The following is a 16,693-nucleotide window of genomic DNA, read 5'->3' as shown; positions in this document are numbered from 1 at the left end:
GGGGCTTCCCTCAGATCTTTTTATATTTGCAGGCTTACGCTTGCTGAGCCAGATAGCGTTCATGTTCCGGCATATTACCCACCGCTCCCTGAAAAATTGTCTTGAGGCTCTGCATAAATTCCGCTAGCTGTACTTCCGATAAGCCATCAGCATTGGGGTGATAATCCTGTGGCCACACTTCCTGCCCAAGCAATACCTGCTGCCAGGCAACCTCCGTAAACAAGTCATCGAAGTCGCGAAACAACTTACCGGTCGCACGAAATAGCTCTATTTTTTCCTGCAGGCTCTCCGGAACGGCCATTTCCTCGCAACTTTTCCAGAAATCGCTATCACGACGCTGATTTGCCTTGTAGTGCAGAATTATGAAATCGCGGATGCGCTCCATTTCTACCCGCGACTGGCGATTGAACTCGGCGATCTCTTCATCGCGAATACCGCGATGGGGAAAGCATTTGATCAGTCGTGTCGCCGCCGACTGCACCAGGTGTATTGATGTACTCTCAAGTGGCTCGAGAAAACCGCTTGCGAGTCCCAGGCTCACCACATTTTTACACCACTGCTCCCGGCGGTGCCCGGTTTTGAACGGAATGGTCCGCGGCTCCGCCAGTGGTTCCCCTGGCAAATTTGCCAGCAGTACCTCCCGCGCTTGCTCATCACTCCAATGATCACCGGAAAAGACAAGCCCATTTCCGGTACGGTGCTGCAGCGGTATCTGCCACTGCCAGCCGCAGGCATGGGCAATGGAACGAGTGTAGGGCACGATGCGTTGCGCCGATTGACTCGGTACCGCCATGGCGCGGTTGCAGGGCAACCATTTGCTCCAAGGCTCATACTCGACCCCCATAACCTTTTCGATCAGCAGAGCCGCGAACCCTGAGCAGTCAACAAATAGATCGCCGTTAACCTGAGTACCATTTTCCAGCTGCAAGGCCTCAATAAAGCCGCTTTCACTATTTCTCAGAACATCACTGACCTTTCCCTCAATGCGCTCTACCCCATTCGTCTCACAATACCGACGCAGGAATTTCGCATAGAGCCCCGCATCGAAGTGATACGCGTAGGAAACCCCTGGAAGGTTTGTGTTAGGTATTTTCGCCAGCGGGGCAAACCGGTTCTGTAATGCCGCCTGATAGTTCAGGGAGTAATCCCACAGAGAAGAGGTATCGCCCTGGGAGCGCGCGCGAAGCCAGTAATTATAGAAGTCGCAAAAAGGAAAATCCTTTCCAATACTCCCAAAGGCGTGCATATAGCTCGCGCCTCGCCGGGACCAGTTTTCGAACTGAATTCCAAGCTTGACTGTCCCTTTGGTTGCCCGAAGAAACTCCCGCTCGTCCAGGCCCAGAGCGCGATTGAAACTCTGAATAGGTGGGATGGTCGCTTCTCCAACCCCAACTGTGCCGATCTGGTCCGACTCCACCAATACAATATCCAGCGTATTGCGCATGCTGCGCGCCAGTAACGCTGCCGTCATCCAACCGGCGGTACCGCCGCCGAGAATAACGAGTCTTTTTATTATTTTCTGATTCACGGCTTATTCCGAAAGCTTTGCTTGATTGAATGACCGCCTTCCCTGCTACAAATAAAAAAGCCCCTGCAATCAAAATTACAGGGGCTTTCGAGACAACTCAATGACACTTACAGCTCGTAGCTGAAGCCCAGCAGATAGGTCTTACCATAGCTCTGGTAGTCACGTACCTGGAGGGCGTTGTCACCGCTCAGCGTGGTGAACGGCTCATCCGTCAGGTTCTGACCCTGCAGGAATACGGACAGACCGTCGAGGCCGCTGATGTTGGACTCGGAGAAATCATAGCCGATCTGTGCGTCGACAATGGTTTCGCCCACCACATCTACCTGCACGCTGTCGAAGCCAACACCGTAAACTTCGCCTTTAAAGTCATCACGCTTACGCATGCTGACACGCGCAGACAATCCGCGATTGTCGTAGTAAGCGGTCATGGTCTGAATACTTTCAGACAGGCCGGGCAGTTCGTATTCGTTTCCGTTGGGATCTTTCACATCGGACGACAGGCCGGTGTGGCTCGCCAGCAGACCAAAACCGTCCAGGCTCTCGTGGAACATATTGAACGGCAGAGTCGCTGCCAGCTCGTAGCCCTGCAGAGTACCGCCACCGCCATTGATCATGCCGTAGGCAGTCGCGGTGGAGTTCTCAGGAATCTCGCCGGTAGCTGGGTCGGCAACGCCTGAGAAATCGACTTCGTAGTTACCGTCGAAGTGCCATTGCTTCAGATCTTTCCAGAACACCGCAACAGAGAAGTAGCCCTCTTCGCTGAAGTAGTTTTCGTAGGACAGGTCTACACCCACCGCTTCCTTCGGCTCCAGGAGCGGGTTACCACCACTGATGCTCCAGTTGTTGCCATTGGCATCCGGGGTCTGGTTGTAACTTACTTCCACAGACGCATTCATCTGATCCATGCGTGCGCGGGAGATGGTTTTCGCTGCACCGAAGCGCAGAGTCTGGGAATCGGTCAGTTCCAGAGCCAGGTTCAGGCTAGGCAGAAAGTGTCCGTAGTCGTGGCTGAGGTCCGTGGCTTCTGCAACAACCCGGCCGTCGATCACCTGGCCACCGAATCCTTCGGACTGCTGTTCGGTGTAAACGTAGCGGGCTCCCAGATTACCGGTCAGCGCGAGGCCAGCCACTTCGCTTTCAAAGTTCGCCTGGGCAAACGCGGAAGTTACGGTTTCGGCAACACTGTAGGACTTGGTCAGATGCTGAATGCCAGTGAGGGATTCGTCGGTCAGGTCGTAGTAACCGTCACGCAGCATAGCCGCCGCATCATAGGCAATCATGTCACCCATACCGATGAAGTCGAGGGAAGCGCTGCCCAGACGATACTCTTCCGGCACAATCAGAGTACTGTTTTCAGTGGTGCCATCGAAGTTTGCCAGGGTCATGTAGTAACCCTCGGAGCGCTTCACCTTCTCACGGTCGCGGTAAGATACACCGTAGGAGATTTCATTGACCGGTCCCAGCTCCACCAGCTGGGTGGCAGCCAGTTTCAACTGAGTCAGCTCATCGTCGATTTCCGGGGCGTTGAGGAAGCCATCCTGAGCAGCGTTTTCGTAATCAGTGCCCGCCAGGTTGTACTTGTCGTTCAGCGCCGCGCTCCAGCCCCAGGTCAGCGGACCACCGAGCTGAATCAGATTAAAGTCGCTGTAATCCAGCTCGTGGGTAAACTGGGCGCCGGTGTTACCGGGGCGGAAGGTATAGCCCAGGTTATCCGCAACACCTTCGCTGTCGCCACGGCCGGTACCGGAATAGCTTTCAAAGCTCCAGATCTCGCGTTCAACCTTGGAGTGGCTCGCATCAAATTCAAGCTGGATGGTGTCGGTGAAATCGTACTTGGTGTTAACACCAAAAGAGTTCATTTCTGCCTTGCGGGATTCCAGGTCGTTACGCACCACAACCCGCTGGCCATCCGTATTAGCGCTGGTCAGGAAGCCGGAAGCCGGGTCCGCATCGGCGAAATCGGCAGACAGGCTGCCCTGCCCCCAGGCAAACGGAATTTCAATACCGCGCAGAATGCGCTCATCTTCGAAGTCAACGTAAAGTGCGTCGAAAGTAGTGTGCAGTTTTTCATTCGGCTGCAGCTCAACAACCAGCATGGCGCTGTCGCGATCGAGAACCGAGGAGCGCACAAAAGGCTTGGCTCCGCCGAGGATGGAGTAGTTCTCACCATCGACTTCGAACTCCGGGTAACCCCAGGAATTCCAGCGCTCTTCCTGACTGGGAGAGCTCATGGTGTTATAGGCGAAAGCCACACCAACGGTGTCATCGGCGAACTGATCGATATAGGAGAAGGTTGCGCGCTGACCCTGGTCTTCACCGTCCGGGTTCAGCTTCCCAAAGCTGGTCTGCTCCATTTGCGCATTGAACTGGATGGTACGCTCACCGCGCTCCAGAGGTTTGACGGTCTGCATGTCGATGACACCGGCAATGCCTTCCGCTTCGAGGCTTGCTTGCGGGGTCTTGTAGACGGTCACACCGGCCATGATTTCAGAGGGATACAGGTCAAACTCCACACCGCGGTTGTCGCCGATGGATACCTGCTCGCGGCCATTGAAGGTGGTCGCGCTTTCGTTTTCACCAAATCCACGGATGGATACCTTGCTGGCGCGGCCATCCAGGCGCTGGGCCGCCAGGCCCGGCAGGCGGGAAAGAGATTCGGCAATAGAGGAATCCGGCAGTTTGCCGATGTCTTCCGCAGAGATTGCCTCGACTACGCCCTTGGCATCGCGTTTGGTGCCGATGGAATCCTGCAGACTTTTGCGGAAACCGGTAACGGTGATTTCTTCCAGGCTGGTGCTGGCTTCTTCCTGGGCGAATACGCCTACGGAGGTCACGGACGCGGCAATGGCTGCAGACAGCAGTGCCGGCCGGAATCGTTTGTTCGTCAGACTCATCATCTTCTCCCTTGGACTTATCGTTATGGTGAGTAATGCCATCCTAGGCTTACCCGAAGTCCTTATCCTCCACCCCCATGGGGGGAGGAGGGGGGAGAAGCTGGGGCCGGCGGAGGAGTAGAGGGATGGGAGGGCCGACCCAGGTCACCATCAGGTGCAAGATTATACAGGCTGAATAAAATTTGTTCAGAAGCAATCGATAGGGGAGCGGAGGAGAACCCGGCGGTCAGCGCTCCAGCCAGGCAGCGGCCCCAACCAGCGCCGGATAGCCGGCCTTGAGAACCTCAACCCGCACCCCCTGCAGCCAGTCACCGAGACGCCCCTTGGTGGTGAAGCGCTGTTCAAACTCACTTTCCGGCAGTAGGGACTCGATCCGCGGCAGCACGCCGCCGCCGAGGAACACTCCCCCACGAGCCACATAATAGAGGGCGGCATCTCCTGCGGCACTGCCAAGGAAATTGAGGAAATCGATCAGGGTTTCCCGGCACAGGGGGTCGGAGCCATCCAGGCCGCGTCCACTCACATCCGGGGGGGTCAACTCTTCAGCCTGGCGGCCGTGCAGGGCCGCAACCGCTCGGTACAGATTCACCAGGCCGCCACCGCTGAGCACATACTCGTTGTACACAGGCATCTGCTCGCGGGCCAGGATGCGCAGCAGCTCCAGTTCGCGCTCACTACCCGCCGACAGGTTCGCGTGACCGCCCTCTCCGGGCACAACCCGGTACTTGCCCGCTTCACTGACCAGCGCGGCCACACCGAGACCGGTGCCGGGGCCGAGAACCACCATGGGGCCACCGGTTTGCGCCGGTACGTCCCGCAGGGCCCATTTGTCTTCTTCCTGCAGACGCGGCAGGGACAGGGCCAGTGCCGCAAAGTCGTTCACCACCAGTGCACGGTCGAGGGAGAAGCGTCGGCACAGCTCTTCGGCGCGAATGTCCCAGCCCAGGTTGGTCATGGTGACTCGGCCCCCCTCGGGAGTCTTTTCCACCGGACCAGCTACCGCGACGCAGGCCTCGGTGGGCCGCGCCTGCTCCAGGCTTTCGAGCCACTGGTTCATGGCGGTGTAGAAATCGTCAAATTTGGCGCAGTTCACCACGTGAATGGCTTCCAGCCGATAGCCGCCCTGATAGGGATGGGCGATGGCGAAGCGGGCATTGGTGCCGCCGATGTCCGCAACGATTCTGGTCATGACGCTTTCCTTAATAGGTTCCGAAAATAGGTTCCGAAATAGATTCCGAGTAGTTTCCCAGGCTGGATAGGTTCCCTGGACAGGGCTTACCGCCGCAAAAAAGGCGCTATAAGGTAATGATTTGCCAACAAAAACTCCACCCCTCGCGAGCGTGGGAGAGGGAAATATGGGGGGATGAGGCGCCTGCAACAACCGATTGCGGCTGTCAGCGCGAGACAGGTATCCATAAAGCTGGAAAAAGTCCGGCAGGTGTCCCTGCCGGTCCTGCCAAAATCGGTAGGTCGACGAGAATTGCCCTTCATGGGGAGAAGAGAGATGAGTCGGGCACCAGTCCGGCCTTTGGCCGCCACCGGGAACCCGATATCGGCAGTCTCTCTAACCACCGCCGCCACGTCGCCCCACTTTGAACAGATCCGCAAACTGGACTGTGTCACTTTGCACAAAACCGCAAACCGGGATGGTCGCAACCGGTGATCACCGCGGTCTGCGCTCCTCCCCTGTGGGGAATTCTCATATACTGCTCCCGATAAAACCCATAAAAATATAACAACAACGACTAGAACTCTCCGGCGATGACTCAATGAAACAATACATCTTCAATATCCACGACGTGGTCCTGTTGATGACCGCAGCCGAGTGCCTGCTTCTTGCGGTATTCCAGTCTATTCTGCCCACCCGTGCCCGCCACGACGGCCGACTGCTGACCGCTTTCCTGCTGATCATCGCCATCGCGTCCGGCTGCACCCTGCTGCTGTGGAACGATCAGTTCACCGTAACGCCGTGGCTTGAGCAAACGGCACTACCGTACCTGTTATTTGCAACACTATTGCTGAAAGGTCCGGCGATTTACCTGTATGTCTGCTCGCTGACGCGACAGAAGCTGAGCTTCACGCCGAAAATGGCGATACACCTTGCACCAACAGTAGTGGTACTGCTGTGCATCGCGCTGTTCGGCATATCCAGCAGTGATCTGCGCAATGCGCACAATCTGGAACAGGCACTACCCGGTACGTTTATCGAGCTGATCTGGGATCTGGCATCTCTAATCCCGTTCGTCTATGCGGTAGCGGCGCTGCTGCAACTGCGCCGCTACCGCCACGCACTGAAAGACGAGTACTCACATATTTCCGAAGTGGAATTGCACTGGCTGTCCGCACTGGTATGGGGAGTGTGTATCGCCTGGGCCTGGACCATGGCGGTACACGTGGTGGCGAAATTTTCCAGCGAAATTGTCGCGGACTATATGGGTATTGCAGACAACTATCTGTCGTTCATCCTGATCAATGCGTTTTTCGCCTATAGCCTGACCTACGCGCACCAGCTGCTGGTCACGCAACCCAAGGAGGAAACGCCAGAGGTAAATGCAGAGGAGGAACCCTCTGAGCCCGCCATCGAGAAGGTCCGCAACGCGATGGAAATCGACAAAATATTTCTCAAGAAAAACCTGAACCTGGAACAGTTTTCCGAGCGTATTGATCTGCCGGCTAAAGATGTATCAGCGGTGATCAATAAACATTTTGGAACCAATTTTTTTGAGTTCGTAAACAGCTACCGGGTAGAAGCGGCCAAGGCCCTGCTGGCAAACCCGGAAAAGGCCGATATGACGGTGCTGGACGTACTGCTGGAGTCTGGCTTTAACAGCAAGTCGGCTTTCCACCGCTTTTTCAGTCGCCTTGTGGGCATGTCCCCCACCGAGTTCCGAAAGCAGGCGCTTGCCGCCCACACCGCTTCCTGACCGTCTGCTACCTGACTGCCTGCAGTGCCGCCCCTCGGGGCGGTATCTCCGTATCCCTGCCTGCCGCCTTTGCCGTTTCCCGCGGATGTTGAGATCGGCCCGCCTCTATATACCCACACAAGGCTGACGGGATCCGCAGAGTGATCGATAGAAGTTCTCGGGGAGGAACACCGTAAAGGAAAGGGCGGTGATTGTTGGGGCGCACCGCCCCAATCCGGTCGCCAGGATGGGAAAAATGGCGACCGGGGTAAGTGGCAGGGTGCGATTACCCGCAGTGGATATCCGCACTGGCCTGGGATGCGACACGCACATTGTGCACGGTCATATCCAGCGCGCCTGCAGTGCGCACATAAAATGGCGAAAGCACCATGTCCATTTTCGCACCACCGTTGGCGAGGCACTGAAGGTCAACGCTGATGGTGCGCCATTCACCCGGTGTCGCACTGTTCAGGACATCCGTAATCGACTGTTCCGCGCCGCAGTCCTGACCACAGAATACGCCGAGATTGACCGCACTGCTGGGTGCGCCGTCGACTTTCACATCAAACACCAGCGCGCCCTGATTCTCCAGATAGCCCGTGAGATCGGTACGGCTGTTAGCAAAGAACCCGGCTACCGCATTGCCCTCACCGGTCCACTGCAGACGGCGACTGTCTTCCTGCACGTTGCGATCGACGGACTGCACGCTGATTCCCTGTAATTTCGACACACTGCTGGCGATCACCGTCTGATTATTTCCGACATCGGTTACCTGCAGGCTCCAGGGATCCAGTGCGCGGCCATTGAATACCGCCAGAGCCTCATTGCCATGGGAAAGCTCCAGTCCGCTCTCCTCCGATAGCGCGGCAAGCTGCACGGATTGGCCATAGTCGAGGCCGTAACCGTATTTAAATTGCGCCAGTGCTTCGTTTTCCCCGCGGTTGCGCACCGTAGGCAGCGCACTGTCGGGCCAGGAGAAGGTCAGCTGGCCTTTAAAATCGTGATTCACTTCGCCCTTGCCATCCCGAAGAATGACGTCGGCAACACCGGCACCTTCCGTGCCCGGCTGCCAGATCACAACAAACGCATCGGACGCATTGATCTCGGGGTTTACCCACAGTGGACGACCGGTAATAAACAGCGACACGACCGGAATACCCTGTGCCTTCAACCGCTGTATCAACGCCAGATCCGCGTCCCCGGGGTAATCCAGGTTCGACACGTCGCCCTGCATCTCCGCATAGGGGTCTTCACCGAAGACCACGATAGCGACGTCCGGCTTTTCCGTATAGTGGCCATCGACGGCGAGCTCCGCGACACCACCGGCACTCGCTACCGCCTCGGCAATGCCTCCAAAAATAGAGGTAGCGCCGGGAAAATCGCTGTTCTCGTTGCCGGTCCCCTGCCAGGTGATACTCCAGCCACCAGCCTGTTTACCGATATTATCGGCTCCGTCACCGGCAACCAGAATCCGCTGGCTTCTCTGCAGGGGCAGCAGCCCGTCGTTGTTCTTCAGCAGTACCAGAGACTCGCGCACTGTCTGGCGGGCAATGGCCCGGTGCGCCGGCGCACCGATCAGGGATTCATCCGCGGCGTAGGCCCGGGTGGATGGAGCACCGGCATCAAACAGGCCGGCTCGCAGCTTTACCCGCAAAATCCGCCGTACCGCATCGTTCAGGCGTTGAGCCGAGATTTCCCCACTCTTGGCCTGTGCCACGGTGTTGGCATACAGCGTTTTCCAGCTGGGGTCCGGCGCCATAAACATGTCCAGACCGGCATTCACCGCCTGTGGACAACTTACATTGGAACACCCATTTACAAACTGGTGCCCGGCCCAGTCACCCACCACAAAGCCGTCGAAACCCAGGCGTTCTTTCAGCACATCAGTGAGCAGGTATTTATGGCCGTGTAGCTTTTCCCCATTCCAGCTGCTGAAGGATGCCATCACGGTCTGCACACCGGATTCGATGGCGGAAAAGTAGCCCTGGGCGTGGATTTCGATAAGCTCCGCTTCGGACATGATGGCATCACCACGGTCGATGCCATTTTCCGTACCACCGTCGGCGATAAAGTGTTTCGCCGTACTCACTACCCGCTTGGGCGCAAACAGCTCATCGCTACCGGGCCTGCCCTGCAGGCCCTCCACCAGCCGCCCACTGTAGCTGCGCACGATCTGCGGGTCTTCTGAATAGGACTCATAGCTACGCCCCCAGCGGTCATCCCGGGTGACCGCCAGTGTGGGCGCAAAGACCCAGTCTATTCCGGTAGCCGAGACTTCCGCTGCGGTAACCGCTCCAACCTGGCGCATCAACTCGGGGTTTTGCGTGGCGCCCAGACCGATGTTGTGAGGAAACAGCGTCGCACCAATGACATTGTTGTGGCCGTGTACCGCATCGGTGCCCCAGATAATCGGGATGGCGACACCGCCGTCACTGGTATCCATGGAGGCCGCGTAAAAGGCATCCGCCAGTGCCACCCAATCGGCCACGCTCGCGTGTTTGTCATTATTCGGAAAGGCGCCGCCGCCATTGAGAATAGAGCCCAGGTGGTAAGCTCGGGCCTCTTCCGGGGTTACATTTTTGATCTCCGCCTGGATCATCTGCCCGACTTTCTCCTCCACCGACATCCGGCTCAGAAGGTCGTCGATTCTCGCTTCGATAGCCGGGTCTTTGGGAATACCCGAGGTGAGTGACGGCCAGACGGCGGCCTGTGCATCCCCATATTTCCCCCCGGTTTTTGCCGCCCCTGCCTCGGTCAATTTCTGCTCACCGCAGCCCGAGAGCACTGCCCCGGCCACCAGTGCGGAGATGACCCCCAGCAAAATTCGCTTTTTCATCACCGTGCTACTCCTATTCCCAGGTTCCCACTTGTTTTTGTTGTGCCATCTTTGACGTATGCACCGGGCAGCCTTACTTACAGGCAGGAGCACCCGGTTATTCCAGGCTTCTTTGTACGGAATCCCGGGAAAGGGATCGTCCCACTTCCCCAAACCATCACAAAATGGAGCTGACCACCTTTCCACTCTGTACGGTTCGGGAAAATGGGACGGTATGTGGGGGCATGAACCGCTAGCGGGTCCAGATAATATTATCGATCTGCAATATTGCCCCCATCTGATTATCCCAGGTGGGCGATATGACAAACGGCGTATTGACGCTACTGGCGTTGAGACCACCTTCGACCAGTGCCATCACCGGAATTTGATAATGTGTCCACTGGTCCGGCGCGGGCATATCCAGCGGGTAATCACCAGAGGAACACGGATGGCCGCAATCCGCGCGGAATGTTAAACCCGCAGCACCGGCATCCGCCGGCTCGTTGAGAACCCGCAGGTCAAACTCCACATAGGTGTAATCGCTCAGGTCGTAAGCGCTGTCGGATTGATAGAAACCGATCCCCTGATTGGTGTTGTAGGTGATCTGCGCCACCTCGCCATACTCACCACCAATGTTCTCGATGGTGTAGCCAATATCCCCATGGGCGGTCCAGGTATACCAGGCGTATGGGGCCTTGGCCTCACCGTCAAAAATCACCAGCTCGCCGTCGGTACTGTCCGGAGCCTGCGGAGGCTCCAGCCCCGGGTTGTGGACAAAATCACCGTCGCTGCTGGCACAGCCTTTACCGGTATCAAAATTTTCCGTGCACTGATATACCCGCACGTAGTCGATGACAAAGTCCTGTGGAAAAGCTTCTTCATCGATACCGGTATCATTCACGTTCGCGGGCCAGTCGCCCCCCACAGCCAGGTTCAGTATCAGGTGAAAGGGCTGGTCGAAAGGCGCCAGCGGATTTTCCAGTTCCGCGGTGGTATACCAGCCGTCGCTGGTCTGGGTCGCATAGTGGTCCCCGTCCACATACCAGCGTATCTCCCCCTCTTCCCACTCCACGGCGTAGGTGTGAAAACCATCGGCAGGATTGAGGTCACCGGGAATCTGGTAGGCCTCACCGGTGTGTTTGTTGCCGGGCCAGGTACCGCCGTAGTGCAGCGTGCCGTACACCCGATCTTCGCCGCCGACTTTCAGGTTGACCGCCTCCAGAATGTCGATTTCGCCAGAAAGGGGCCAACCACCATAGGCCCAGTCCGTGGGCAGCATCCAGAACGCGGGCCAGCTCCCCTGTCCGAACGGCAATTTCGCGCGCATTTCAAAACGACCGTATTTCCAGTCGCCCATGTTCTTGGTGCGCAACCGGGCGGAGGTAAAAGAGCCACTGCCGGAGGTATCGTTGGCGTCGTAGTTCGGATCATCGTCCACCACGGAAGGTCCTGTGGCATCTTCGCGAATGGCCCGAATATGCAGCATGTCGTCCGCTACCCAGGAGTTATCCGGGGAATCCGTATAACACTGGGCTTCGTTATTGCCGCCACCGGTGCAATTTTTTTCGTGAACCCATTTTTCAGCATCGATCGCACTGCCGGAAAACTCATCGGACCACACCAGACAGTAACCGGAGTTTTCCGGGTCCTCCAGGCATTGTTCGGGGCGGGTATCGACCACCGGCGGATCAACAATAGTCTCACCCGGATCTTCGTTATTGGAACTGCCACCGCCACATCCGACTGCGGCCACGGCAACTGCCAGTGTGGTACTGCGGATCAGGAATCTCGACATCGCTGTCTCCTTTTACTGTGTTTATTCTTATCACTGTTTATTTTTTCACTCAGGTCCCCACAGGGAACGCCACCTTTTTAGCGCAGGAAATGAATATCCGTCGCCCCACATTCCGTTGGTACACAACCTGGGCCCTGTGACTTTCTGCCCCGCCAATAAAAAAGGCGCGGAAAAGTTTCCGCGCCTTTCTATCAGTCCTTGCCAATTATTGTTTGAAAAATCAGAGTGAATTCAGGAAGCTCAACAAATCCTGTTGTTGTGCACCACTCAGGCTCTGGTAAGCATTGTTGGCCGCCTGACCTTCCCCACCGTGCCAGAGAATAGCCTCTTCAATGCTGCGCGCCCGCCCGTCATGGAGATAGCCGTGCTGAGGTGTACAGATTTCGTTGCCTTGACCACCCTGAGGGTTTATCACCCCACCAGTAACACAAGCGGAAAGCCCCAGTCCCCAAAGTGCCGGGGTACGCCATTCGGCACCGCTGGCTTCGGCTTCACCCAGGTTGTCCGCAAGCCCCGGTCCCATATCGTGCAACAGCAAGTCGGTGTAAGGGTGAATGGTCTGATTGCGCAGCTCCGCGAACGGATGCTGTGAACTGGTCTGATGGGTTGGGGTATGGCAACTGGCACAGCCAATATCCGTGAACAGTTGCTTGCCATTTACCACAGCAGGATCATCATAGTTCCGCTGCGGGCGCACGCCGAGCAGCGCCACATATTTAGTCAGATCCTGCAGATGGTTATCGGCAAGTTCCGCTCCAGTCGCACCGCAATCGCTCTGGCTACTGCCGCAATCTGGTTGTGGGAAGACCGACGTCATGACCCCCATATCGGTATTGAACGCCCGGGCCAGCTGGTGACGGATACTGGCCATACCGGCCTTCCAGCCAAAACGCCCCAGCCGAGTCTCTCCGGTTTCAGGGTCAATCACGCGATTCACTCGACCGGAAATACCATCGCCATTGCTGTCATCTGGGTCCGCCAGTGCAATGACCGAGCTTTCGTCGATGGCTTCCAACAAACCCATGCCGACAATACTCGGGGCGATACGTGCGGAAAACCGCTCGGGCACAACACCGGTAAAGGCATAGTTGGGAGAGCGCAGTCCATTCTGCTCCGTCCAGCTCGCGATCGATACCTGGCCTTCGCTGACGGCCCCGTTACGCGCCTTGGGCTGCAGAGCAGAGCCAAGATATGGATCTGGATCACCATTGGCCGCGGCCACCTTGAATGTCCACTTATCCAGGGGTTCGCCCACCGCTGCTGGCACCGCACGTCCATTGCGCTGGTGGCAGCTGGCGCAACTGTCGTTGATATAGTGAGGGCCGGCAAGACCGATCATTGGTGCGAAGGGCGGGTTATCCACGGGATTCTCGTCATGCACTCCATCGATGGCAGAGCTGTGTAATACACGACGCCCGAGCATAAATGGCTGCGCATTGTCATAGCCGAGATTGGTGGCCATCTGCATATAGTGGTTGTCTGTCTCTCCGGAAGTCAGCGCGTGTATGGTGGTATCGCCTCCAAGCCATGCCGTCTCGGGAATTTTGACCGAGTCTTTTATTCCACCAAACGGTGTCGCGCCGCCAACATCCCAGGGAACCAGTCCCTCACCCACGATATACAGGAACGTAGTTCCGTAATAATTTGCACGACCGTTCGGCACGCTGGGGTCCAGAAACTGGCTGATTTCAAACTCCAGCTTGTCACCCACCTGAATGTTGCGGCCTTCCCGGCAGTTATAGGTGCGCTCCTTGTAGTAGTTGTACTGATCGACAACCACCATCACTCCGTTGTCACAGTATTCCGCCACGGTGCCAACGCCGCGATAAAACCAGCGATTCTCTGCTTCGGTATCACTCAGCTTGAACTGGGTGCGTACATTCATTCGCACCGAGTCTCCCCCCTTGGCCACTTCATCAATAATTTCGATAGAAGCGGTGCGATCCTCCCAATAAAAACTCAGGTAGTGATCATACGCCTGAAACATATCCTCTTTGGCATGACGGTCGCGCGCCCGATCTGAAAAACGGGTAACCAGCGCCGTTGGTGTCTCGAATGTGATCGCCGGCTCCAACTGTGTGCTGCTGTCATACAGCGGAACGATCGATCCCAGGTCTGCACCAGACGACGAGCCGCCAGATGACGAGCCGCCAGATGACGAGCTTCCGGAAGAAGCACCTCCCGATGAGCTGCTGGAACTGCTGGAGCTGCCGGAGCTACTGCCACCGGACCCACCTGAGCTACCGCCGGAAGAGGACGAAGAAGAAGATGACGAGGAGGACGACGAAGAGCCGCCCTGACCGGAAAACACATATTGGCTTGCCGGAATATTTTCGCCAACACCACCGGTTATTTTCGTGTAGGAAACATTGAGCACGTCACCGGCAGTCAAACCGGGAATATCGTATGTCCAGAGACCGGAGGTCTCGACCATGCGCACATTCATCTGGCCGCCACCATTGATTGAATAGTGAATATCGACAATATCACCACCGGTCACCCGCGCCTGAAAAGTGCTGCCATTCAGTTCCACCACACAGCCTGAATCGCAATTTGCCGGACTACCGAACACGCCCATTTCCCAAATAGAGTAACCCCAGTAATTCCCAGCACTGCGGCTGATTCCCTGAATTCTCACATGCTGATAAATACCACTCACATCGACGGTGTCGGTGCGGTGCCCAAACTCGCCGCCGGTCTGCACACTCAGCGTGTTCCAGTCCACACCATTGTTGGAGCCCCAGATTTCGTAGGTTTCAGGGTTCGCGGCCTCCCAGAATATTTCCACCTGATCCAGGTCATAGGGCTGGCCGAGATCCAGCGCGATCCAGGAAGGATCTGTCTGCCCCGCAGACGCCCAGCGGGTGCCTGTATCGCCATCAATGGCATTACTTGCGGGGAGGTCGGCGGTGCTGGCAGAAACACTTGCACCGGTAGCCAAGTTGGACTGTTGTGCCAAAACAGTGAGCGGGAATGTCAGTGCAAAAACAATCGCACTGCCGGTGATTACGGGAAAGGCGGGCACAGAAGTAGTGCCACGCCTTTTGGAAAATAGACGCATGGTTGAGCCTCGCTTCAGCATAGTTTTTAGTATTTGGAGCACGAGCATCGAGACGCCCGTATCGGTTCACCTCGAGAGTGAAACTAGTTTCTCGGGTGCGTAGTGTCGTCCCACTTTGGGGGATCTCCGAACATGGTGCAAAGCGAGTCATGCAAAGCGTCTACCTCATCACATTGCGCCCTGTTTTGACCTGCAGTAGTGCTCAATAAATTCCATATGATGGGGCCAGCTTTCCACGGTGTCGCGGACCTGGCGACGGATACCGTCAAGAAAGTTGGTAAGTTCGCGCTCACTCATCATGTCGACGATTGGGTGGTAGGTCTGCGGCATCAACCCCTGACCAAGCATCACCTGCAACCAGGAGCTTTCTCCAAACAGCTCGGTACCGTTCTGATAAACTCGACCGCTCTCCTCAAAGACCTGCATACGCCGAGCGAGTGATTCTGGAACGTCCATTCCACGACAGTGACGCCAGAATTCGGAATCCGTTCGATCTGTGAGCTTGTAATGGAGAACCACAAAGTCGCGCACATTTTCCGTCTCTTCGCGAATCAGCTGGTTATATTCATCGACATCCGCCTGAACAACTCCGCGGGACGGGAAAAGCGTGAGCAGGCGCACAATACTGCGCTGAATCAGATGGATACTGGTGGATTCCAGGGGCTCGATAAATCCGCTGGAAAGACCTATAGCGATACAGTTTTTGTTCCAGTGCTGGCGACGGGTACCGGTACGAAATGGAATGACTCTCGGAGCATTCAGCGGCTCACCTTCCACATTTTCCAGCAGTATTTTTGTCGCATTTTCTTCATCCAGGTAGTGACTGCAGAAAACCAGTCCATTACCAGTGCGGGACTGCAGCGGAATACGCCATTGCCATCCGGATTCCCGCGCAATTGAACGGGTATAGGGCACAGGGCTTTGCGCTTTACCAGTCTGAACCGCGACCGCCCGATCACAGGGCAACCAGTGCCCCCAATCGTCAAAGCCGGTGTGTAATGCCTTGTCGATCAACAAACCCCGGAAACCCGTGCAGTCTATAAACAGGTCGCCTTCCAGCCGCTCACCACTTTCCAGCATCAGGGACTGGATATAGCCGGTGTGAGGGTCTAGCTGAACCTGTTCGATCTTTCCTTCTATTCGTACGGCACCGTGCTTTTCTGCGAGGCGGCGTAGAAATGTTGCATATAGACTTGCATCAAAGTGATACGCATGGGTACGTTCACTACGAGGGGAGACGGCATAGCGACCCATCCGTGCACCCAGGTGCTCTTTGGTGTAGTCGCCAATCTGATAGTCGATACCCAGTTGCCGGCCCCGGACCCAGAAATGGCTGAAATTACACGCCCAGCAATCCTTGCCCGCGGCACCAAAGGAGTGAATGTAGTCCTGCCCCTTCTCTTTCCAGTTTTCGAATGCGATCCCCAGTTTGAAGGTCGCATTGGTCGCCGCCATCATTTCCCGCTCGTCAATCCCGAGCAGCTGATGGAAAAGATGCAGGGTCGGAATGGTTGCCTCGCCCACGCCCACGGTACCGATTGCCTCGGATTCAACCAGGCGGATATCCAGATTTTTTCCCAACAACTTTGCCAGCGCGGCCGCGGCCATCCAGCCCGCCGTTCCACCACCGGCGATGACCACCTTACGAACTCTTTGCTGTGTACTCACACTTTCGCTCTCAATTATTATTTTCAGGA

The 16,693-nt window shown here is 56.5% G+C and carries 8 protein-coding genes; 1 reads left to right on the top strand and 7 read right to left on the bottom strand.

What is annotated here, in order from left to right:
- Nucleotides 1–34 precede the first annotated feature (34 nt).
- From AAFH99_RS05000 to glk, 3 genes are all read right to left on the bottom strand, one after another.
- Nucleotides 35–1,528 carry a tryptophan halogenase family protein gene (locus AAFH99_RS05000; protein WP_406828832.1) on the bottom strand — a complete coding sequence of 498 codons (1,494 nt, stop codon included), beginning with the start codon at nucleotides 1,526–1,528 and terminating at the stop codon, nucleotides 35–37.
- A 107-nt stretch (nucleotides 1,529–1,635) separates the two neighbouring features.
- Nucleotides 1,636–4,422 carry a TonB-dependent receptor gene (locus tag AAFH99_RS04995; RefSeq protein WP_043320671.1) on the bottom strand — a complete coding sequence of 929 codons (2,787 nt, stop codon included), beginning with the start codon at nucleotides 4,420–4,422 and terminating at the stop codon, nucleotides 1,636–1,638.
- 226 nt (nucleotides 4,423–4,648) lie between these two features.
- Entirely contained in the window at nucleotides 4,649–5,611 is a 963-nt protein-coding gene (gene glk / locus AAFH99_RS04990) for a glucokinase (protein ID WP_043320670.1), read from the bottom strand.
- A gap of 580 nt (nucleotides 5,612–6,191) precedes the next feature.
- Between glk and AAFH99_RS04985 the strand changes: the two genes are divergently transcribed.
- Nucleotides 6,192–7,346, top strand: a complete 1,155-nt coding sequence (locus tag AAFH99_RS04985; RefSeq protein WP_406828831.1) for a helix-turn-helix domain-containing protein — start codon at nucleotides 6,192–6,194, stop codon at nucleotides 7,344–7,346.
- Between the two features lie 265 nt (nucleotides 7,347–7,611).
- On the opposite strand, the gene AAFH99_RS04980 is transcribed toward AAFH99_RS04985, so the two are convergent.
- The 4 genes from AAFH99_RS04980 to AAFH99_RS04965 all read right to left on the bottom strand — a co-directional run bounded on the left by AAFH99_RS04980 (nucleotide 7,612) and on the right by AAFH99_RS04965 (nucleotide 16,664).
- A complete protein-coding gene (locus AAFH99_RS04980; RefSeq protein WP_406828830.1) occupies nucleotides 7,612–10,161 on the bottom strand; it encodes a glycoside hydrolase family 3 N-terminal domain-containing protein in 2,550 nt (849 codons plus the stop codon).
- Between the two features lie 232 nt (nucleotides 10,162–10,393).
- A complete protein-coding gene (locus AAFH99_RS04975; RefSeq protein ID WP_406828829.1) occupies nucleotides 10,394–11,935 on the bottom strand; it encodes a family 16 glycosylhydrolase in 1,542 nt (513 codons plus the stop codon).
- Between the two features lie 220 nt (nucleotides 11,936–12,155).
- The gene (locus AAFH99_RS04970; RefSeq protein WP_406828828.1) at nucleotides 12,156–14,996 is read right to left on the bottom strand and encodes a di-heme oxidoredictase family protein; all 2,841 of its coding nucleotides are present in this window, start codon (nucleotides 14,994–14,996) and stop codon (nucleotides 12,156–12,158) included.
- Between the two features lie 168 nt (nucleotides 14,997–15,164).
- Nucleotides 15,165–16,664 (bottom strand): tryptophan halogenase family protein, encoded by a 1,500-nt coding sequence (locus tag AAFH99_RS04965; protein ID WP_043320667.1) that lies wholly within the window; start codon nucleotides 16,662–16,664, stop codon nucleotides 15,165–15,167.
- Between the last annotated feature and the right edge of the window lie 29 nt (nucleotides 16,665–16,693).

Source organism: Microbulbifer sp. ARAS458-1, assembly GCF_045348205.1.
Taxonomy (GTDB): Bacteria; Pseudomonadota; Gammaproteobacteria; order Pseudomonadales; family Cellvibrionaceae; genus Microbulbifer.
This window is presented reverse-complemented; position numbering and strand designations above follow the sequence as displayed.

Excerpts from the sequence above, each read along its gene's own strand:
- AAFH99_RS04970 (WP_406828828.1), bottom strand. The coding sequence starts at position 14,996 with ATGCGTCTATTTTCCAAAAGGCGTGGCACTACTTCTGTGCCCGCCTTT.
- AAFH99_RS04975 (WP_406828829.1), bottom strand. The coding sequence starts at position 11,935 with ATGTCGAGATTCCTGATCCGCAGTACCACACTGGCAGTTGCCGTGGCC.
- AAFH99_RS04985 (WP_406828831.1), top strand. The coding sequence starts at position 6,192 with ATGAAACAATACATCTTCAATATCCACGACGTGGTCCTGTTGATGACC.
- AAFH99_RS04995 (WP_043320671.1), bottom strand. The coding sequence starts at position 4,422 with ATGAGTCTGACGAACAAACGATTCCGGCCGGCACTGCTGTCTGCAGCC.
- AAFH99_RS04980 (WP_406828830.1), bottom strand. The coding sequence starts at position 10,161 with ATGAAAAAGCGAATTTTGCTGGGGGTCATCTCCGCACTGGTGGCCGGG.
- glk (WP_043320670.1), bottom strand. The coding sequence starts at position 5,611 with ATGACCAGAATCGTTGCGGACATCGGCGGCACCAATGCCCGCTTCGCC.